Below are 22356 nucleotides of genomic sequence, written 5' to 3'. Positions count from 1 at the left end.
TTTTTTAGTCTAGCATCATTTCTCCGCTTATTTCGGCTTCTTAAGCTTACTTTTTATACAATAGCGGGAAATTCTCCCCTTATTTCTGCTTCTTAATCTGGCTCTTTATAAATTGCATTTCAATCTAGCATTCTTGTTTTTCAAGCTCGTATTTTTACATTTCATCCTGAAAACTCTATGTTAGCGTTTTCTTAAAGTAAGATAATAGCAGAAAGAAACAAAAAGGGAGGCAGAATAAATGAATGCGGTTTCAATTGTAATCGGTTCCATTTGTATTTTAATGATTGCTTATCGCTTATATGGTACTTTCATGGTAGCTAAGGTATTAAAGTTAGATGATTCAAAACCCACACCTGCACATGAGTTAAATGATGGAAAGGACTACGTTCCAACAAATAAATGGGTCACATTCGGTCACCACTTCGCGGCAATTGCGGCAGCTGGGCCACTTGTAGGACCTATTCTCGCTGCGCAGTTCGGTTATTTACCAGGTTTACTTTGGTTATTAATTGGTGCAGTAATTGGTGGTGCAGTCCATGATGCGGTTGTACTTTTTGCATCCATGCAGAAAAAAGGTAAATCTTTATCAGAAGTAGCAAAAGAAGAACTCGGACCAGTTGCAGGCTTTTGTACAGGACTTGCCATGTTGTTTATCATCACGATTACGATGGCTGGACTTTCGATGGTTGTCCTTCATGCCCTTGAAAATAATCCATGGGGTACCTTCTCTGTGGGAATCACGATTCCAATTGCGATGTTCGTTGGGATTGCATATAAGAAAACAGGTAATTTAAAATTAACATCCACAATCGGTTTTATCCTTGTTATGGTTGGAGTTTTTGTAGGTCCATCCATCCAACATACTGTTTTAGGTTATTGGCTGACATTAGATACAAAGACATTAGCAATTATTCTACCAATCTATGCTTTCTTTGCAGCAGCATTGCCAGTCTGGCTATTGCTTGCACCACGTGATTATTTAAGCAGCTTTATGAAAATTGGGGTATTTATTGCTCTAATCATTGGTGTTTTCATTATCAATCCAAGTATTGAAATGCCTGCATTCACGAAATTTACTTCAGGTGGCGGACCTGTTCTAGGTGGACCTGTTTGGCCGTTCATCTCTATCACTATTGCTTGTGGAGCGATTTCAGGATTCCACGCATTTGTTGGTTCAGGAACAACTCCTAAAATGCTAGATCGTTGGTCAGATATTAAGGTCGTTGGTTTTGGAGCGATGTTAGTTGAGTGTGTGGTTGGTATTATGGCTCTGATCGCTGCAACTGCCCTTCAACCTGCCGATTACTTTGCTATTAACTCAACACCAGAAGTGTTCAAAACACTTGGAATGAATGTTGTAGAGTTACCGAAGCTAGCGGATGAAATTGGGATTAACCTTGAAGGAAGAACAGGCGGTGCGGTTACATTAGCAGTTGGTATGACATATGTCTTCACAGGTATTCCTTGGTTTGCGAAACTATCATCTTACTTTTTCCAATTTGTCATAATGTTTGAAGCAGTATTTATCTTAACTGCTATTGACTCGGGTACTCGTGTAGCGCGTTATTTAATTCAGGACTTTTTCGGAGAGTTTTATAAGCCTTTAAAGAAAACAGACTGGCTTCCAGGATCCATCTTTGCTAGTGCGTTAGCATGCTTCATGTGGGGATACTTATTATTCTCAGGTGACATCGGATCTGTTTGGGCGCTGTTTGGAGTTTCCAATCAGTTGATGGCATCAATCGGTCTTATTGTTGGGGCAACCGTTATTCTGAGAATAGCAGATAAACGGCGTTATATGCTTACCTGTCTGATCCCGCTGTCCTATTTATTTGTTACAGTAAATTATGCTGGTTATTGGATGGTTAAAAATGTCTACCTTAATTCAGCAGCAGCGGGCTATAGCGTATTAAATGGAATTTTATCTATTATTATGCTGGCGCTTGGAGTCATTATAATGGTGACAGCTATCAAGAAATGGATTAATATGTGGAACTCTCCACGGGTTCAACTTGAAACAAAAGTAGCTTAATAGATTCCTACAAAAAGGATGATATGGAGGGGAGTTTCCCTTCGTATCATCCTTTTCTATTTGCTCTTTTTGTAGACTTTGATACTATCTGTACTTTTTTATGTCTGATTCAAAAGAGACTTCGGAAGAGTAACTGGAAAAAATATAAACACTGTCAGAAGTTTGGTCAACTTTGGCCAAAGTAGGAGGAAAAATTAGAAACATTGTCAGAAGTCAGGTTTACTTCTGACAGAGTCGTGAGAAAAGCCGGCAACATTGTCAGAAGGCGAGTCAACTTTGGCCAAAGTAGGAGGAAAAACTAGAAACATTGTCAGAAGTCAGTTCAACTTCTGACAGAGAAGGAGGAAAAACTAGAAGCATTGTCAGAAGTCAGGTTAACTTCTGACAGAGTCGTGAGAAAATCTGGCAACATTGTCAGAAGGCGAGTCAACTTTGGCCAAAGTAGGAGGAAAAACTAGAAACACTGTCAGAAGTCAGTTCAACTTCTGACAGAGAAGGAGGAAAAACTGAAACACTGTCAGAAGGCAAAGCAATTTTGTACATAGATGATTTAAATGGGTACTACTGTCTGAACCTGATGTAAGATAGGACAATCTAGATAATGGTAATCAAGTCAAAACTTCAATGGAACACCTATGGATAAATAACAACAATTTTATCCCAAGAGTTGGTAAAGATTATTATTTTACTAGTATAGTTGAAGAATTTTAATGAAAATAGAAGTTTTATCGTTTTCGATTTTTGTGTAAGTAATTTACAAGGGATTAATTTCAAATTGTTTTATTTTTCAAAATATATTGCTTTTTTTATAAAATAATTATATTATTTCGATATAGAATTTTCGGTTGATTTTTTTCAGAACATTTAGTTATTTGCTTCCAGGGGGATTACCTATGAATTTATTTAGAAAGAAGTCGATTCAGACTCTAATTCAAGAAGCCGGTCAAAAAGATGTGACCTTAAAAAAGGAATTAGGAGCCTTTGATTTATCTATGCTCGGTATCGGAGCAATTATTGGTACGGGAATCTTTGTTCTAACAGGTGTCGCGGCTGCTGAACATGCTGGGCCTGCATTAATCCTTTCCTTCATACTATCTGGGTTGGCATGTGTATTTGCTGCACTTTGTTATGCAGAATTCGCTTCAACTGTTCCTGTATCAGGGAGTGCATATACGTATAGTTACGCTACCTTTGGAGAGCTCATTGCCTGGATCTTAGGGTGGGATTTAATTCTCGAATATGGACTCGCTTCCTCTGCAGTTGCCAGTGGCTGGTCCGGTTATTTTCAAGGACTGCTTGCCGGATTCGGAATTCATTTTCCCAAAGCCTTAACCAGTGCTTACGATCCAGCAAACGGGACGTTTATTGATGTTCCAGCTATTATCATTGTTTTTGTTATTACCTTACTATTAACACAAGGTGTAAAAAAATCAGCTCGTTTTAACACGATTATGGTAATTATTAAGTTAGCGGTTGTGGTTTTATTTATTGGTGTTGGTGTATGGTATGTGAAACCAGGTAACTGGACTCCATTTATGCCGTTTGGTTTTTCCGGTGTAACAACGGGTGCGGCAACAGTGTTTTTTGCCTATATTGGCTTTGATGCGGTATCTACTGCAGCGGAGGAAGTGAAAAATCCACAGAAAAATATGCCGATTGGAATTATCGCTTCCTTGCTTGTATGTACTGTTCTTTATATCATTGTTTCTGCGATTTTAACGGGAATTGTTCCATACCAGCAGCTTGACGTAAAAAACCCTGTTTCATTTGCTCTTACCTATATCCATCAAGATTGGGTGGCTGGCTTTATTTCTCTTGGTGCTATTGCTGGGATTACTACTGTTTTACTTGTTATGCTTTATGGGCAATCTCGATTATTCTATGCCATCAGCCGTGATGGATTATTGCCAAAGGTTTTTTCAAAAGTAGATAAGAAGAAGCAAACACCAACCGTTAATTCATGGATTACTTGTTTATTAGTTTCATTTTTTGCTGGTTTTGTACCACTAGGAAGACTGGCAGAGTTGGTTAATATAGGTACATTATTTGCCTTTATGACGGTCTCAATCGGGATTTTATATCTTCGTAAAAACAAACAAGCACCAAAAACAGGCTTCCGTGTACCATTTGTTCCATATATTCCGATCCTAGCATTCGTATTCTGCGGATATTTAGCACTTCAGTTACCAGCAATATCTTGGATCAGCTTTGGTGTGTGGCTCGTAATCGGATTGTTTGTCTACTTTGGATACGGGCGTAAGCATTCAACCTTGAATACCTCTAGTAATCGATTGAGAAAAGTAAGTTAATGTTATAAAAAGTGGAGGACCCGCAAGTGTTTGTGGGTCTTTTGTTACGTTTTATCGAAAAATGTCGAAATTTAGCAATGTTTTTTGGAATTATTGTCAAATAATTGGAGGAATGATGATAAAATAGGATTAAGTATGATTGAACTATATTTATCTCGAGGGAGTAACAAAATGAAAGAGAGCATCAAGAATCCACAATTAATAATGGAAGAAAGGAAAGCTGTTAAGTTATTTTTATGGTCGTTTTATATCGTTTATTTTTCTTTTGATATTTTGACATATATTTTAAAGATGGATAAAATAGGAGGCCCTGAAGATGGATTAGGTTTTTGGATTCATGCTTTATTAATCGTTATTCTATCGATTGCTATTTGGACTATGAAAAAGGGAAACCCTTACCTAGTAAAATATATATATATATACAGCTACTTATTGATAGATTTTATTAATACTCTAATAATCTATTTGGGTAATACTAAACAGTACACGAGTGGACATATAGTAGAAGTTTTATTTATTCTCTTTAGCCCCATTTTTGTGAGCAAAAGATATTTTTGGACGGTCAATTTGGGGATGGCAGGCAAATATATTGTCTTAGGATTAATCCTACATGATTTTCAAGTAATGATTACAATAATAGTCTATACAATACTATCTGGAATTGCCTATGTTGTTTTGATACGTTTTTATTCATATATCAATTCGTTATCTAGTGTTCATGATGAGCTTAGAAAAAAAGAAAAGTTAGCTGTAATTGGTCAAATGGCTGCAGCTATTGGTCATGAAATACGAAATCCTCTTTCTTCGTTAAAGGGATTTACCCAGCTTCAGCAGGAACGATATCCGAATACAAATGATTTTTATCCAATAATGATTCAGGAAATTGACCGGATTAATTCTATTGTTAACGATTTAATGTATATTGGAAAACCTAGGGCAATCAAGTTCGAAAAAGCTAGTATTGAGGAAATTATCGCTTATACCCTATCAATCACCCAGCAACAGGCTGAGAGACAAGGAATTACAGTTGAAACAATCATGGCTGGGCCTTTACCGCCAATCGATTGTGATAGTAAACAACTAAAACAAGTATTCTTAAATTTAATTAAAAATGCAATCGAAGCAATGCCTGATGGGGGATGTATAAAAATTAATGTAAAAGTTGTTGGAAAACAGAAGATGTATATTTCTATTCAGGATGAAGGCTGCGGAATTAAGGATGAGAACTTTTTTAACCTAGGAGAACCGTTTTTCACAACAAAAGAGGATGGAACGGGATTGGGTTTAATGGTAACCAACCAAATTATTAAAGAACATTTAGGAGAATTCAACCTCCATAGCGAAATTGAAAAAGGAACAAGGGTGGAAGTGTCCTTACCTATATCACATTAATAAGAACGTACAAAACAAATATAAATGGTAATATTGTACAAATTAATATAAAATATTTCTATTTTATACATAAATCTTCTAGATTTACTAGTATTTAAATACATGCAAATGTTTTATAATGAAGAAAAGTGTCGAACTATTTTTATTAATTCGGTATCAACATTAAAATAGTTCCGAATAGGGATAAATCATTGAGAGGTAGAAACATGCAAAACTTAATAGAAGATCAGAATTTAATAGATGTAGAAAAAAGAACAATGAAATGATTTCTGGCTTTGTTTTATATAATATCAATTGCATTCGATCTATTTTCTGATTATATCATTCCAAAGTTTGTACCAGATTTAAATGATAATTCTCCAAATTTCTTAGGCTTTTGGATTTATTTGTTTTTATTTGGATTAATTCCCGTTGCTATTTATCTATATAAACAGAAAAAACAAAACTCAATAAAATACGTCTTCTTTATTTGTTATACATTAATTACTTTACTAAACGATTCATTGTCATATATTAATAGTGCAGCACCTTATAAAAGTGGAAATATTGTTGAGATGTTTTGGTTGTTGTTATCACCAATATTTGTGAATAAACGTTTTGTAAAACTTGTTTCCTTAGGTTTAATTTTAAAATATATTACTGTGGGATTAATCATTCAATCTCCAAATGTAGTTAATGCTATCTTACTAATAGGTCTTCTGTCAGTGTTATCTTTTATTATATTGAACCGTTTTCAATCCTATGTGGATGCAGTAAAAACTTCATATGATCAGCAGTTAATTGGAATAGTTAAAGGTGTAATCGCAACACTTGAACTTAAGGATCCTTATACTAGAGGTCATAGTGAGAGAGTTGCTAATTATGCATTGGTTTTGGCTAAAGAATTAGGGTCTTTCAAGGACGAAGAATTAAAATCTTTTAATTACGCTTGTTTATTACATGATATAGGTAAAATAAATATTCCAGATCACATTTTAATGAAACCAACAAGTCTCTCAAAAGAAGAATACGAAATAATTAAATCCCATACTATTGTTGGAGCTAAAGCTGTTTCAAAGGTTGTAGGGTTTTCGAATACAATAGATGTTATTCAATTTCATCATGAGCGATGGGATGGAAAAGGTTACCCGAATGGTTTAAAGGGAGAAGATATTCCATACTTAGCTCGAATTACATCAATTGCGGATGCATTTGATGCTATGACTTCTTCAAGGTCTTATAGAGCAGCGTTATCTGTTGAGGAAGCATATAAACGAATCATAGAAGGTAAAGGAACTCAATTTGATCCACATTTAGTTGATTCCTTTGTTAAAGTCTATACATCCTGGAAAGAAATTCATAATGATTGGTCAGAAAAACAAGAAACCTTATTTTATGACTTTAATAATGATAAAAATTTAGATTTCGGGAGGTGATCCTATGGTGATTAAGAAGTTGAAAAGGGTTAAAACAACAGGGTGCTGGTGGTGTTTATTCTTCTAGAAATCTAAGGGATGCTAAGAAAGAATTTAGCATCTCTTCTTTTTTTATTCTACTAAAAAGGGTGTTATGATGAACCTTAGATTAAGCTCTATTCTATTTTTGGTACCCATCAATATTCGTAGAGATAAAAACCACTTTATTGTTGAAGATATTAATACTGGTGAGTTTTACGAAATGCCAAATATTTGCATTGATGCAATTAATTCTATTAATAACGGTGAATCATTAGGAGTTATTGAGCTACGTCTTAAAGAAGATTATCCTGACGAAGAAGTAGACCTCATCGATTTTGCTGAACAGCTGCTACAACTCCAACTCATAGCTGAAATTGATGGAGTAAGAGTTAATTTGCCTGAAAAGAAAAAAGAACATTTAGGTTTTCAGTGGATTTCACCTAATGGGGGGAAATGCTTTTTTAATAAGATTGCAATGGTTATTTACGCAGGATTATTTATCCTAAATATAGCTTTTCTTTTTTTAAAACCAAGTCTTTTTCCTCACTACAAGGATCTTTTCATATTTGATTATATGGTATTAAATATCATAACTTGGCTTTTGGTGACCTTTTGTACCGTGCTAATTCATGAATTTGGTCATATTCTTGCAATGAGGGCAAATAATCTCCCTACTAGATTAGAGTTAGGCCACAGGTTGATATTAGTCGTCCTTGAGACAGATATGTCTTCAGTTTGGAAACTGCCATCTAAAGATCGAAATGTTTTATATCTGGCTGGCCTTTGTTTTGATATGGTTATTCTCTTCGCTGCCTTACTTAGTCAGATGATTTTTACAAATGGGTCAGGGATTTTTCTGAGTATCATGGCGGTAGTGGTCTTAGATACATTTATTCGTCTCATATACCAATGCTGCATTTATATGAAAACCGATTTATATTACGTTTTTGAAAATGTAACTGGCTGCTATAACATAATGGAAAATGCCCAACAGATGATTAAAAAATGGGTTCCTTTTCTTAAATCCCAGGCAACGGAAGAAGTTGTTTTTGCAGGGGAAAGAAGGATAATCTTCACCTATTCTATTTTTTATTTTATTGGGGTAGTTCTAACGCTTAGCTTATATGTCATCTTTTATGTCCCGCAATTATTGTTTGCAGTGAAAAGGATCATTCCAGGCTATTTAGAAGGGCCGACTTCTCTTCCGTTTTGGGATGCAACTTTATTTACATTGCAAATGTTAATTGGCTTTCTACTCCTCCTATATTCATGGAGAAATAAATATGTTAAAAATGGTCTCTAAAATTAAATGTGTCAGGAATTTGTCTAAAAAAGTTTTTTTAGGGGTTTTTCCCCCCCATGATAGGGGAGTTCCCCTATATAGATAACACTGCTGTTTTTCTTACAATTAGGGTAAGAAAACGGAAGTGTTATTTTTTTTATAGGAGGAACTCCAAATGCAAGCGAATATCTCAACGACTAAAAATCAAGGACGTTCGGTCAATGATGCATTTGCATCACATTTTGCTAAATCTATGTTTTTATCGGTTGTCGGACTTGTGATTTTAACCTTTATCGGCACTAGAATGTTCACACATGTCGACTTAAATCTTTATGGATATATGGTTGGAACGATCGTATTTATCGGAGGCTTCTTTTATCGCTTTATTGCATGGGGCGAAAGACCACCAACCAAGATTTTTATCAAAAAAGGTCTTAAGCTGATTTTTAGAAAAAGCACACCTAAAACAGCTGTAAGCCATTTAGCGATTTATGATTTCATTCGCAATCGGGGCGTTTACCGATGGGTGCAACATATTTTAATAGGCTGGGGCTGTGTGCTTGCTTGCCTTGTCACTTTCCCACTCGTTTTTAGCTGGATGTACTTCACAATGGAAGCTAATGGCTACTATACAATTGTGTTATTCGGAATGAATGTTATGCAAGTGAAGGCAGATGGAATCATCGCCTGGTTATCCTATAACGCTCTAAACATTGCAGCGATCATGGTAACGGCTGGAGTCTGCATGGCGCTTTACCGCCGTATGAGAAATATGCAAGCAAGAGCAGAACAAAAGTTTATGTACGATTTCTTACCACTTTATCTATTATTGTTTATTTCAATTACTGGACTTTTATTAACAGTCCAAAACGTATTTTTACATGGCTGGATGCAGCCACAGATGTCACTAATTCACCAATTCTCAGTCATCGTTACCTTAATCTATCTGCCGTTCGGAAAGCTTGCTCACATTCCTTTCCGTCCAATGAGCGTGTTTGCAAGAAACTACCGTGAACATTATGGAGAACAACATATGAAGGAATGTAAGGTATGCGGAGAACAATTCGTATCAATCGAACAATCAAACGATGTGATTCAAGTATTAGGAGTTAATGAGATTGAATTCAATATGAATGATGGCTTCAACCTCGCTGAATTATGTCTTCCATGTCGTAGAAAATATCGTATTTCAAGATTCTCAGGATTCGCAACGCACCAAGTGAAGGTCAAGGAGGCAAACCAGAATGCAAAGGGATAAGTTTTTTAAAGAAATAGAAAATGTACGCCATCCAAATGAAACGCTCGTAAAAACACACTGCAGCTACTGTGGAATGCAATGTGGAATGAATTTACGTGTAAATACAAAAACAAACAAGATTATTGGGGTAGAACCTCGTTATGATTGGCCGGTGACGGTTGGGAAAATGTGTCCTAAAGGAGTAACCGCTTATCAACAAACAAACCATAATGATCGGATTTTAAAACCATTAATTAGAGACGATGCTTCCTTAAAGGGGACAAAAGAAGGTTTCCGTGAAGCATCCTGGGATGAAGCCTATGATCTAATCGCTAAAAAGTTTGGTGAACTTCAAGAAAAATACGGAAAAGATACATTATCCGTTTTCAGTGGTGTATCCATGACGAATGAAAAATGTTATCTAACAGGAAAATTCGCTCGTGTTGCTATGCAAACACGCTACATTGACTACAATGGACGATTCTGTATGTCTAGTGCAGCAGGTGGCTTCCTTCGTTCTTTCGGAGTGGATCGTGGATCGACATTACCATGGACAGATATCCATGAAACAGATTGCTTGTTTATTGCTGGTAGTAACACGGCTGAATGCCATCCAACTTCTATGTTCCGTGTTTGGAATGTACAGGAAAGAGGCGGTTACATCATTGTGGTCGATCCTCGAGAAACACCAATTGCAAGAAGAGCAGACGTTCACTTGGACTTAAGACCGGGTACAGACCTGGCTCTAGCTAATGGAATTTTAAATTTATTAATACAAAACGGTTATGCAGATGAAGAATTTGTTAACAACCATACAAATGGTTTTGAAGAAACAAAAGAATTAGTGAAAGAATTCACTCCTGAATATACAAGTCAGATTACTGGTGTTGCTCCTGAAAAAATTATACGTGCAGCTGAAATCTACGGTAAGGCACCAAATGCTGTAGTTATGTTTGCTCGTGGAATTGAACAGCAACATAAAGGTGTGGATAATGTTTCAGCCTACACAAACATGGCGCTTGTAACTGGGAAGATCGGCCGTCCAAAATCAGGTGTAGCAACCTTCACAGGTCAGGGAAATGGTCAAGGTGGCCGTGAGCATGGACAGAAGTCAGATTTACTACCAGGATATCGCAAACTTACTAATCCAAAACATGTTGAAGAAGTGTGCCAGGTTTGGGGAATTACTCCTGATGAAATGCCAAAACCAGGTGTTTCTGCTTACGAAATGTTTGAGTTGATGGATGAAAAAACGATCCGTGGATTATATTTACTCTGTTCTAACCCAGCAGTTTCTGCACCGAATCAAAATTTTGTCCGTAAAGCATTAAAAGGATTAGATTTTATGGTGTGTTCAGATTTCTATCTTTCCGAGTCTGCAGAATATGCCGATGTTATTCTTCCAAGCGTCACTTGGTCAGAGGATGAAGGCACGGTAACCAATATTGAAGGTCGTATTATTAAAATTAATAAAGCACAAGAACCGCTTGGGGAATCAAAGCCAGACTGGCAAATTCAAGCAGAGCTTGCTGAGCGTCTCGGAAGAGGCAAGTATTTCTCTCATTTGAAGACGGCAAGAGATGTCGCCGATGAGTTCCGGTTAGCATCAAAAGGTGGCTATGCCGATTATTACGGAGCAACATGGGATAAGATCGAAAAGCAAGACGGTGTTTTTTGGCCTTGTAAAGATGAAAATGACAAAGGAACACCACATATGTTTTTAGATAAAAAATTCTATCATCCAGATGGAAAGGCAAAAATTTGTGCTCTTCCATACCGCCCGCCAGCGGAAGAACCAGATGAAGAATATCCATTGCGTCTAACAACAGGGCGTGTGGTCTACCACTATTTATCTGGGAATCAAACAAGAAGAATTCAGTTCTTACGTGATATGTGCCCAGAGCCATTTGTTGAGGTGCACCCGGAAACAGCGTTGAAATACAATATTAATCATGAAGAATATGTTCGCCTCTTTACACGCAGAGGAGAAGCTGAATATAAAGTGAAAGTCACCGAAGCCATTAGAAAAGATACAGTATTTGTCCCGTACCATTGGGGCCATGATAAATCTATTAATCTGTTAACCATTGCCGCCCTTGACCCGATATCACGGATGCCGGAGTTCAAGGCTTGTGCCGCACAGATTGAAAAAATAGACATAAAGAAGGTGCAGTAAATGAAAAAGAGGCTATATTTAGAACTTGAAAACTGTATAGGATGCCGCTCCTGTTTAGCGGCTTGTACACAGTGCGGAGGACATGAGGAACGTAACCGTAACTATGTTTACGATGTGAACCCGCTTGTTAACCGTCAAACCATGCCTCTTATGTGCCTTCACTGTGTGAATCCTGCATGTGCAAGAAGCTGTCCGGCACAAGCCATTCAAATTCACGAAACAGGTGCCGTACTATCTGCTCTTGTGGAAAAGTGTATTGGCTGTCAAAACTGTACGATTGCCTGCCCATATGGTATACCGAAGTTTGATACCGAGCAGAATTTAATGTATAAGTGCGATCTATGTATTGACCGTACAAAGGATGGCATCCCGCCAATGTGTGCAAGTGTGTGTCCATCTAATACTCTTCAATGGTTAACCGATGAGGAGATTGAAGCAAAACAAAAGCAGTTTAATTTGGACAATGGTAAGTGGGTAACAAGCATGCCTTATTTAGAAGGCGAAACAAACGTAAAAGTGAATCTTCCTGGTATTTTACAGGGTGTCACTAAATTGTTTTAGGAGGGATTACCATGACAGATAAGAATAATAAAATCCCGTTCGAAGAAGATAACTATACTCATAATATAAACCGCAATAACGAAAGAAAATTAGACCGTCGTGGATTTATGAAAACATTGGTTGGTGCTGCAGGAGTATTCGCCGTTTCCTCTCTTCCATGGGGGGTATTAGCAGCAAAAGAATTGAATGGTCTTGGAGAAAAAAAATATCCGAAGCAGAAAATTGTTGATGTAAAGGCATTACCAATTGGAGATGCGGTTGACTTTGCATTCCCAGGTGAACATGACAGCGCGATTTTAATCAGACTGTCTGAAAACAAATACGTTGCCTACCAAAATGCTTGTACACATCTACGTTGTCCTGTGTTTTGGAAAAAGGATGAAGGAGAAATGCTTTGTCCGTGCCACCATGGTAAATTTGACGTAGAAACAGGGGCGCCAATTGCCGGGCCGCCTAGACGTCCGCTTCCAGAGATTTATGTGAAAGTGGAAAACGGTGCCGTTTATGCCGTGGGGGTGAAGCGTTATGAAGCGTAGTTATATCCCTGTGGCATTCCTACTAGCCGTATTGATGCTCAATATTATTTTTACACAATATATGGTTCATCAATATTTCTATGAAAATTATACAAATACGATTATTGCTGCTGTCATTAACGTGGTCTTATTTCCAGTCGCAATCCTCATTTATAAAAAAGGTGTGAAGGTCAATGACTAGTGAAACATATATAGATTTTTGTTTCGTCCGTCCGGAAGCAGGCGATTTTAGTACAGAAATTGATGAGTTATTGAAGAATACCTTTGCAAAAAAACGGTTGAATTGGTTTCTAGAAGAAAAAAAGATAGATGGAGCGGAAATGGTTGTGGCTGAAATTAAAGGGATGAGTGATTGGTCATCCGAGGAGGAGACCATTCAGTACCTCGAGGAAAATGCAGGCGAGAAATTTTGGGAGTATCTTCAGGGCTATAAGATGTTCATCTATCCTGTATTGAGAGGGTGTAATAGCTGTGGAACTCATTAAGTTAGAGGATGTAGAACGATTTATGGGTGTACCTGTTGAAATTACCATTCAAGACTCCGAGGGTGGAGATCAAGCTCCTGCCGTTAAAAAGACAGTGAAAAAAGTGCAATACTGTCCAGATGGCACTCATATTCGTTACTATTTTGACGATTTCTATTTTCTCGCAGTCCCGGTAACAAGTGAGGTAAGTCAGTCAGAGAATCAATGGTCTGCATTTGACCAGGAAAGCGGCTTAACATATACAGTAAAAAAGGTTCAGGTCTTTTAAAAAGAACCTGCCTTTTTTTATACCAAGGTTATGTTAAGGACTTATGTTGATTTGACACACCTGTTGATTGGAGCGGAAGGCGCGAAGACTCCTGTGGGAGTACGGTTCAGGGGAGACCCCGCAGGCGCAAGCGCCGAGGAGGCTCGCCGAAACGCCCACGGAAAGCGAAGCGCCTGGAGCGGAAATCAACAGACAAATTTAACAAAGCCTATAACAATAAGTAGGAGGTGCAAAATGGATCAATTGAGGTCAAAACAGCAGCAGATCAGCTCATATATTATTCAGTCACAAGAAGAAGAAATTAAACGAATCGCTTTGGAGCTGCACGAAGGCGTCGGACAAAATCTGTACAGTATTTTAACAGGATTACAGTTTATCGAATCAGGTGCAAACGAACCGTTTATGAAAAATTATGTTCGTGAAATGTCGCAGTTGATAGAGAAGACTATCCAGGAAATAAGGCTGTTGTCTGTGGAATTGCATCCGCCTACCTTAACCACTCTTGGTTTACTTTCCGCAATGAAGAGCTATATTAAGTTATATACTTCAACCTTTGGTATTCTTGTAGACCTAGAATCCGCAGGTGAAGAAAAAGAGATTCCAGAGAAAACGAGTATTACGGTATTCCGTGTTTGCCAAGAAGCATTGACGAATATTGCCAAGTATGCAGATACCTGCAATGTGAAAATGAATTTTATTTGGTTTGAAGATAGGTTGGAAATTACCATTAAAGATTATGGCAAAGGTTTTCGACCAGAGGAGCATGACGAAAATCATCCATCATCAGGGCTTGCTGCTATGAAAGAAAGAATGCTTCTGACTGGCGGACAGTGTAACATATCCTCTAAAATAGGAGAAGGAACATTTATAGAACTATCTCTTCCGTTATTAAATAGGGAATAAAGGGGAGTTACGAGTGATTAGAATCCTGCTGGTTGATGACCATGCCGTAGTTCGAATGGGCTTAAAAATGCTACTAAACACTAATCCAGAAATAGAAGTCATTGGTGAAGCGTCAGAAGGCAATGAAGGGATCAAAAAAGCCTTGAAGCTTAATCCAGATGTAGTTGTCATGGATTTGAGTATGCCTCATGGTAAAGATGGGCTGTCGGCTACGACAGAATTAAAAAAGCAAAAGCCTGAGATCAACATTTTAATCCTAACGATGCACGATGATGAAGAATACCTCTTTCGTGCCATTCAAGGTGGAGCATCGGGCTGTATTCTAAAAAGTGCCCCTCATGATGAACTTATGTCAGCAATCGAATCTGTTGCAAAAGGTGATGCGTATCTTCATCCGTCTGCAACGAAGCGTTTAATGGAAGAATATCTAAGTAGCATGAAACAAGATGGTAATGACACGTATAATCTTTTATCTGAGCGTGAGAAAGAAGTCTTAACTTTGACAGCAAAAGGGTACTCCAATAAGGAAATTGCGGAACAACTTGTCATTAGCGTGAAAACAGTTGAGACCCATAAAGGTAAGTTAATGGAAAAACTCCAAATGAAATCGAGACCTGAACTGGTGGAATATGCAGTTAGAAAAGGGTTGTTAGGCTATGGGATATAAGGAGAATTACTTGAGATGAATGAGATAAAAGAAATTCCCGCGGTGATTGAGGTATGCAATCAACTGTTAGTTGAGGTTAATTGCGATTTTGTTGCCCTTGCCTTACAAAATGAAGTGGGTCCTGATGTAAGGTGGCATTATGCATCAGGCAATCTAAATGAGAAATACAAAAGAATAACCGTTCGTTTTGGAAAGGGTATCGCTGGAAAAATTATCTCAAGCGGAAGTCCGATGATGATGACTGATTTTCCAAAAGGTATTCTTGGAAAAGTGACTGATCATCCCATTATGCTTGCTGAAAAACTTGTATCCTCCTACGCGGTCCCTTTATTTTTTAATTCTGTTCCCAAAGGGGTATTGCTTATCGGAAACAGAGAAACGACTGTTTTTACTGAAGCTGAGCAGCAAAAGGTATATGATTCCGCAAGAACCTTGGAACAGGTATTAAAGGACCAGATCCTATTATAGATGCAGGAGGTAGCTATGGAAAAAGAAATGGACCAACCTGCAAACAAGCTAGCAGACCTTGAATTAGAGTTAAAGAAATCCATGCAGGAATTGGTAGATATAAAGTTTGCCCTTGATGAATCTTCAATTGTTGCCATTACAGATTCAAGGGGGATTATTACATATATAAACGACAAATTTTGCCATATATCTAAATACTCTAGAGAAGAACTATTAGGCAATGATCATCGAATCCTCAATTCTGGATATCATTCTAAGGAATTTTTCAGAGAGATGTGGAGGACCATCGGAAACGGAAACGTTTGGAAGGGTGAAATCTATAATAAGGCGAAAAATGGCGAGTATTATTGGGTGGATACGACCATCGTTCCTTTTTTAAACGAAAAGGGTAAGCCTTATCAATATTTAGCCATTCGCTATGAAGTGACGGAAAGAAAGCGGGTAGAACAGGAACTTCAAAAAATGATGACAACGATTATTGATGTGCAGGAGGAAGAGAGAAAGCGGTTCTCCAGAAACTTGCACGATGGGATCGGGCAGAATCTTTATAGCCATTTAATCACAATCAATCGTTTAATGGCTGAACTCGACCATCCATTGCTTCAGCAAATGCAAAAAGAAGCGACTCAATTAATTGAAGAGATTCGGGAAATCTCGTGGGAGCTTCGGCCATCAGTCCTTGATGACCTGGGATTAGTGCCGGCGATCCGTTCTTTCCTGTCTCGTTTTTCCGACCATTACAATATTGACGTGTATTTTGATTGTGTCTTAAATCGCCGCCTTAACATTAATATTGAACTGACCATTTATCGGATCATTCAGGAGGCATTAACGAATATAAGGAAGTATGCTGAGGTTTCTGAGGCAAAGGTGACAATTAGAGAAATGGATGACCATATCAGGGTAATGATTGAAGATCAGGGTGTAGGCTTTGATATGAATAACCGTTCCTCTGGTGTGGGCCATTTTAGTATGGATGAGCGGGCCCGGTCTGTACACGGAGATCTGACCATCGTTTCATCGCCTGGAAAGGGAACAAAGATTATTTTAGAAGCTCCCATTCCTATAAGCAAATAGAAAAAGGCTGACTCCTTACCTCTTGGAGTCAGCCTTTATATTATATTTTAAATGAGCTCTTCAACGAAACAATTCTGTTAAAAACAAGCTTATCTACAGTTGTATGTTTTGGGTCCACATTAAAGTAACCATGTCTAAAGAATTGGAACTTTTCCTGTGGTCGGCTTTCCTTCATGTTTGGCTCAACGAAACCTTGTAACACCTCAAGAGAATTTGGATTTACATGATCAAGGAAAGTTTTTCCTTCATCACTTTCATCCTTATCTGCATCCAAAATGAGGGGCTCATATAGGCGGAATTCAGCAGGAACAGAATGAGTGGATTCTACCCAATGAATCGTTCCTTTTACCTTTCTTCCAGTAAATCCTGTTCCACTCTTTGTTTCAGGATCGTACGTGCATCGAAGCTCGACTACTTCACCATTCTCATCCTTTATGACTTCCTGACAGGTAATAAAATAAGCATTTTTGAGGCGGACCTCATTGCCAGGGAATAGACGGAAGTATTTCTTTGGAGGCTCCTCCATAAAGTCGTCTTTTTCAATATAAATTTCACGAGAGAATGGGATTTTACGCATACCCATTTCAGGATTTTCAGGGTTGATTTCCGCATCCAGCAATTCAATTTGACCTTCTGGATAATTGGTGATAACCACCTTCAACGGATTAATAACACCCATTGTACGCGGTGCCTTTAATTTTAAATCCTCACGAACGTAGTGTTCGAGCATTTGCGAATCAACCGCACCTGAACCTTTGTGAACACCCGTTTCACGAACAAACGCACGAATGGATTCTGGAGTAAAACCTTTTCTTCTCATACCAGAAATGGTTGGCATACGAGGGTCATCCCAGCCATCAACAAAGCCTTCTTCGACTAGTTGCTTCAGTTTACGCTTACTCATAACGGTATTCGTTACATTCAAGCGGCCAAACTCGATTTGCTGCGGAGTACTTTCCATTTCGCATTTTTCAACCACCCAGTTATAAAGTGGACGTTGATCCTCGAATTCAATCGTACAGATGGAATGAGTAACCCCTTCAATCGCATCCTCAAGCGGGTGAGCAAATGCATACATTGGATAAATACACCACTTATCACCTGTGTTATGATGGGTTGCATGAGCAATACGGTAGATGACCGGATCGCGTAAGTTGATATTTGGTGATGACATATCAATCTTCGCACGGAGAACCTTCTGCCCATTATCAAATTCACCAGCGCGCATCTTTTCAAATAACTCTAGGTTCTCTTCAATAGTACGGGTACGGTAAGGGCTGTCTTTACCAGGCTCTGTCAATGTTCCACGGTATTCACGAATTTCATCTGCAGACAAGTCATCCACATAGGCTAGTCCTTTTTTAATTAAAAGAACGGCACGATTATACATCTCTTCAAAATAATCGGATGCAAATAATAAGTTATCCCATTCGAATCCAAGCCATTTTACATCTTCCTTAATGGAGTTTACATATTCGATATCTTCTTTTAACGGATTGGTATCGTCAAAACGTAAATTAGTCAACCCGTTAAACTCATCTGCCAAGCTAAAGTTAATAAATATGGATTTAGCATGGCCAATATGTAAATAACCGTTCGGTTCTGGTGGGAAACGAGTGACGATTTTATTGTGCTTTCCGGATTCTAAATCTTTTATCATAATATCCTTAATAAAATTTGATGTGTGATTGTCCACCCTTTTCAACCTCTTTCATCTTATCTATTATCTATAAATACCATAAATACTGATATTTTTCCATTGTTCCCAACTATTCTTGCACAAAACTAATTGGTAATAAAAAATTTTTTCTTAATATTAGTAAGCTGGGCTTTAATGCGCTAAAATGGTAAGTTGAAAAGTACATAATTGAAAGAGGTAATAAGATGATTAACTTTGCTACAGTTGGTACAGGATGGATCACGGACTCTTTTATCCATGCAGCACAGCTCAGCGGGAAGTTCCAGTTAGTAGGGGTACATTCACGCACAGAAGAGAAAGCAATGCAGATGGCCGAAAAGCATCAGGCTGCTCATTATTATACAAATCTAGAGGAGATGGCCAAAAGTGAAGAAATTCAAGCAGTCTATATTGCCTCTCCTAATTCTCTTCACTTCGAACAAGCACTAACTTTTATGAAAAATAAAAAGCATGTTATCTGTGAAAAACCTATTTTTTCTAATACGACTGAATTAGAAATGGCGTATAGGACCGCAGAGGAAAATGGCGTATATTTAGTCGAAGCCATCCGTAATATCCATACACCTAATTTCCGTATCCTAAAGGAGAAATTAGGAATGGCTGGAGACCTGCGAAGTGCCATGTTACCCTATATCGGTTATTCTTCACGTTATGATTTACTTTTACAAGGCGAAGAGCCGAATATCTTCTCCGCTGTCTATTCAGGGGGAGCACTTGTAGATTTAGGTGTTTACCCACTTTATTTAGCAGTTTGTTTATTTGGTGAACCAAGAAAAGTTACTTATCATCCAGTGATATTGAGAACGGGAGTAGATGGCAGCGGTACACTTGTATTAGAATATGAAGGGTTTGTATGTACCATTCTTTGCTCTAAAATTTCCCATTCTGAGCTACCTTGTGAGATTCATGGCGAAAAGGGAAGTTTCTTACTTGAAGATGCTGCACCGATCTCAGAAATCAAATTTATCGATAGCCATTCGAAGGACAGTCAAATTTTGAGTGTGGACCAAGAAGAACAAAACATGATCTATGAATGTTTAAGTTTTGCCAATATCATTGAAACGAAAAATGATGAAGAATATACTCGTTTGAAAAATTGGAGTCAGACCGTCCTTCGTATCACTGAAGAAGCACGTAAACAGAATAATATTATTTTTTCTATAGAAAAGTAAAAAATGCCAGTGGATCTGTTCGAAACGACAGTCGTTTGGCATCGTTATTGATAAATAAAAAGTAAAATAGTAATTGGCGAGTTTCTTAATTAGGAGTTTATATAAAACCTTACTTAGTGTGTGATATGGTTCACCGTAAGATTCTCTTGGATTTTTGAGATATACTTACTCTCTTTTAAAAGTAAGATGTTTTATTCTTAATCGGGTAACCAGTAAAAGGAAAATAAGCGGAGATTTTCCGCTTAAATTTAAAATGGAGCTCATTTCGGGGTAAATAAGCGGAGTTTTTCCGCTTATGCAAAGCAAAACCTCCCCTTTTTCACATTTTTCGAGTCAATAGGCGGAATTTCTCCGCCTATTTAAGCTGTTTTTAATACTAATTTCTTATTAAGCGGAATTTTTCCGTCTATTTATCAGATCGGGTGCATAACCTGTTCCCCCAACCGATAAGTGCGGCCCTCTTGAACCTAGATGCGGGAATCAGCAGCTCTACTCAAAACGGCACTGCAATGACAAAAGTTTTAATCCTCTGTTTTAAATCATAATTAGGATGTCAATTGCTTTGTCAAAGTTAATGAAATTCGTAGAAACCTTAATCAATAAAGAAAAAGACGTATGCCAATTCATACGTCTAGTGTCTTTTAATAAGAAAGCACCCGAAAACGGAACCCTCTACTGTTTTTATCCACTGGCATTTTCTTATGCTACTTTCCCTAAATCACGTACTTCGTTAGGTGATGAAGTGCGACGAACCTTTTCCCATACCAATCCAGCTAAGACGCCGACAAGTGCAGGAACAACCCAGCTTAAGCCCACAGAAGCAAATGGTAAATTGCTCATAAATGTTTCTAAAAAACTCATTTTTACTCCAAACATTTTTAACCCATCATATAAACTAACTAAACCTGTAAGGAGCATAGACAGTGCGTACACCTTTTGTGAACCACCGAAGAAACGATGGAAAAAGGCAAGTGTAACTAGAACAATGGTTAACGGATAAGCCATAACCAAGAATGGGACAGAAATCGCAATGATTTGGTTTAACCCAAGATTGGCAATTAAAAAGCTTGCTACAGTAACTAAGGTAACCACTAATCGGTAACTAAGTTTTGGTGCCACCTTTGAAAAATACTGACCACATGCAATCGTTAAGCCGACACAGGTTGTAAAACAAGCAAGAGTAAAAATGACTCCAAGAAGGACTTTTCCGCTAGTGCCTAACAAAAGGGTGGATGCGGAAGAAAGAAGAGCCGTTCCATTATCAAAGGTACCGTAGCCAGCCATTTTTGCACCCAAGAAGCCAATAGCGACATAAACTAGGGCAAGTGCTGCACCTGCAACCAATCCAGCTTTAACTGTATAAGAAGTCAGTTCTTTTTTGCTAGATACCCCTTTTTGTTTAAGCGTAGTTAATACAACAATCCCAAAGGCAAGTGCGGCTAAGGCATCCATTGTCGAATAGCCATCGATAAAGCCTTTGAAAAGGGAGGCAGTTTGATAGTTTTCAACGGGTGCCTGTAAAGGTTGGTCTAACTTTAGGAAACCAGTGACACACAGGACAACGATGGATAATAACAAGGTGGGTGTAATAAAGCGGCCCATGTAATCAACGACTTTAGATGGATTTAAGCTTAGTAAGTAAACTAGCAAGAAGAAAACAGCTGTAAAACCTACTAATAGCATGGATTGACTAGCAGACACATGACCGAGAAAAGGTTTGAATCCCATTTCAAAAGCAACATTCGCATTTCTAGGTACACCGAAGAACGGTCCGATTGATAAATAAACGACAACGGTAAAAATAGGACCAAACCATGGGTGAACCCGGCTACCGAGTGTGTTTACACCGTCTTTCACTAGTGCAATTGCCGTTAAAACCAATAGTGGCAGCCCCACAGCAGTAATAATAAATCCAAGGATGGCCGGCCAAAAAGAAGTTCCGGAGCCCATTCCTAAAAAGGGTGGGAAGATTAAGTTTCCCGCTCCAAAAAACATTGAAAATAGCATTAAACCTACAAATAACGTATCTTTTTTCTTCATCTTACTCTCTCCTTTTACTGAAACAGTTTTTTCCAAAACAAAAAGCCCGCCCCTATGGATAGGGACGAGCTAGCTCGCGTTACCACCCTACTTCCGCAATCAATAAAAGCAATTGCGGCTCTCGATCAACGTACCATCATACGTGTCCCATGTTAACGGCGGGCAGGTCGGCAAAGGCTTACTACAATTTTGGGCCTTGCATCTCGGAGATGATTTTCACTTAGTTCCTGACACCGACTTTCACCAACCGCCGGCTCTCTGAGGTACAAGGAATATAAGCTACTCTTCTCGTCATCGATTTTAATAATTTTAAAAAATTCTAATAAATACGAATAAAGCAATTATATTATTTTTAAATAATTTTGCAACCCTTTTTTTTAAAAAAAATGGCTGTGTTAAAGAACAGTGTTGATTTTAACAGCCTGTTGATTGGAGCGGAAGGCACGAAGACTCCTGTGGGAGTATGGTTCAGGGGAGACCCCGCAGGCGCATGCGCCGAGGAGGCTCGCCGAAACGCCCACGGAAAGCGAAGCGCCTGGAGCGGAAATCAACAGCCATTTTAACAAAGCCCAATTAAAAAAGGAGGGTAGGATTTGGAAACGATACTATTCTTGAT

At 38.1% G+C, this 22356-nt stretch carries 19 protein-coding genes and 1 other annotated feature; of the genes, 17 read left to right on the top strand and 2 right to left on the bottom strand.

What is annotated here, in order from left to right:
• Positions 1-238 precede the first annotated feature (238 nt).
• The 16 genes from cstA to ABES03_RS05965 all read left to right on the top strand — a co-directional run bounded on the left by cstA (position 239) and on the right by ABES03_RS05965 (position 16829).
• On the top strand, positions 239-2032 hold the full coding sequence (cstA, locus tag ABES03_RS06040; RefSeq protein WP_430116074.1) for a carbon starvation protein CstA: 1794 nt from the start codon (positions 239-241) through the stop codon (positions 2030-2032).
• An 893-nt stretch (positions 2033-2925) separates the two neighbouring features.
• Positions 2926-4341, top strand: a complete 1416-nt coding sequence (locus tag ABES03_RS06035) for an amino acid permease (RefSeq protein ID WP_430116072.1) — start codon at positions 2926-2928, stop codon at positions 4339-4341.
• A gap of 171 nt (positions 4342-4512) precedes the next feature.
• Positions 4513-5733: an ATP-binding protein gene (locus ABES03_RS06030; protein ID WP_430116071.1), complete on the top strand. Its 1221-nt coding sequence runs from the start codon at positions 4513-4515 to the stop codon at positions 5731-5733.
• Between the two features lie 275 nt (positions 5734-6008).
• Complete coding sequence (locus ABES03_RS06025; protein WP_430116069.1) at positions 6009-7148, top strand: HD-GYP domain-containing protein; 1140 nt, start codon at positions 6009-6011, stop codon at positions 7146-7148.
• Positions 7149-7281: 133 nt separating this feature from the next.
• The gene (locus ABES03_RS06020; protein WP_430116068.1) at positions 7282-8472 is read left to right on the top strand and encodes a hypothetical protein; all 1191 of its coding nucleotides are present in this window, start codon (positions 7282-7284) and stop codon (positions 8470-8472) included.
• Between the two features lie 154 nt (positions 8473-8626).
• Positions 8627-9709, top strand: coding sequence for a hypothetical protein (locus ABES03_RS06015; RefSeq protein ID WP_430116066.1), 1083 nt, complete (start codon positions 8627-8629; stop codon positions 9707-9709).
• Entirely contained in the window at positions 9696-11864 is a 2169-nt protein-coding gene (fdhF, locus tag ABES03_RS06010; RefSeq protein ID WP_430116064.1) for a formate dehydrogenase subunit alpha, read from the top strand. Before ABES03_RS06015 ends, fdhF begins: the two co-directional genes overlap by 14 nt.
• On the top strand, positions 11865-12425 hold the full coding sequence (locus ABES03_RS06005) for a 4Fe-4S dicluster domain-containing protein (RefSeq protein ID WP_007086371.1): 561 nt from the start codon (positions 11865-11867) through the stop codon (positions 12423-12425).
• 11 nt (positions 12426-12436) lie between these two features.
• A complete protein-coding gene (locus ABES03_RS06000; protein ID WP_430116063.1) occupies positions 12437-12961 on the top strand; it encodes a Rieske 2Fe-2S domain-containing protein in 525 nt (174 codons plus the stop codon).
• Entirely contained in the window at positions 12951-13142 is a 192-nt protein-coding gene (locus ABES03_RS05995) for a hypothetical protein (protein WP_335548629.1), read from the top strand. Before ABES03_RS06000 ends, ABES03_RS05995 begins: the two co-directional genes overlap by 11 nt.
• Positions 13135-13446 (top strand): hypothetical protein, encoded by a 312-nt coding sequence (locus tag ABES03_RS05990; protein WP_430116060.1) that lies wholly within the window; start codon positions 13135-13137, stop codon positions 13444-13446. Before ABES03_RS05995 ends, ABES03_RS05990 begins: the two co-directional genes overlap by 8 nt.
• Entirely contained in the window at positions 13433-13714 is a 282-nt protein-coding gene (locus tag ABES03_RS05985) for a hypothetical protein (RefSeq protein ID WP_430116057.1), read from the top strand. The genes ABES03_RS05990 and ABES03_RS05985 overlap by 14 nt, the downstream gene beginning before the upstream one ends.
• A 234-nt stretch (positions 13715-13948) precedes the next feature.
• The gene (locus ABES03_RS05980; RefSeq protein WP_430116055.1) at positions 13949-14617 is read left to right on the top strand and encodes a sensor histidine kinase; all 669 of its coding nucleotides are present in this window, start codon (positions 13949-13951) and stop codon (positions 14615-14617) included.
• Between the two features lie 13 nt (positions 14618-14630).
• Complete coding sequence (locus ABES03_RS05975; RefSeq protein ID WP_430116053.1) at positions 14631-15284, top strand: response regulator; 654 nt, start codon at positions 14631-14633, stop codon at positions 15282-15284.
• Between the two features lie 15 nt (positions 15285-15299).
• Positions 15300-15752, top strand: a complete 453-nt coding sequence (locus ABES03_RS05970; protein ID WP_430116052.1) for a GAF domain-containing protein — start codon at positions 15300-15302, stop codon at positions 15750-15752.
• 27 nt (positions 15753-15779) lie between these two features.
• Positions 15780-16829, top strand: coding sequence for a PAS domain-containing sensor histidine kinase (locus ABES03_RS05965; protein ID WP_430116078.1), 1050 nt, complete (start codon positions 15780-15782; stop codon positions 16827-16829).
• Positions 16830-16869: 40 nt separating this feature from the next.
• Here the strand turns inward: ABES03_RS05965 and ABES03_RS05960 are convergent, their stop codons facing one another.
• Positions 16870-18525 carry a glutamine--tRNA ligase/YqeY domain fusion protein gene (locus tag ABES03_RS05960; protein WP_430116050.1) on the bottom strand — a complete coding sequence of 552 codons (1656 nt, stop codon included), beginning with the start codon at positions 18523-18525 and terminating at the stop codon, positions 16870-16872.
• 191 nt (positions 18526-18716) lie between these two features.
• Here ABES03_RS05960 and ABES03_RS05955 point away from each other — a divergent pair, with 191 nt between their 5' ends.
• Positions 18717-19700 (top strand): Gfo/Idh/MocA family protein, encoded by a 984-nt coding sequence (locus ABES03_RS05955; RefSeq protein ID WP_430116076.1) that lies wholly within the window; start codon positions 18717-18719, stop codon positions 19698-19700.
• A 699-nt stretch (positions 19701-20399) separates the two neighbouring features.
• Here ABES03_RS05955 and brnQ read toward each other — a convergent pair.
• Positions 20400-21740, bottom strand: a complete 1341-nt coding sequence (gene brnQ, locus ABES03_RS05950; RefSeq protein WP_430116049.1) for a branched-chain amino acid transport system II carrier protein — start codon at positions 21738-21740, stop codon at positions 20400-20402.
• 57 nt (positions 21741-21797) lie between these two features.
• Positions 21798-22044: a binding site (T-box leader), on the bottom strand.
• Positions 22045-22356: the final 312 nt, after the last annotated feature.

The sequence above is a fragment of the Neobacillus rhizosphaerae genome (assembly GCF_050477885.1).
Lineage (GTDB): Bacteria > Bacillota > Bacilli > Bacillales > Cytobacillaceae > Neobacillus > Neobacillus rhizosphaerae_A.
The sequence above is the reverse complement of the archived record's forward strand: the minus strand, read 5'-3'. Positions and strand labels throughout refer to the sequence as shown.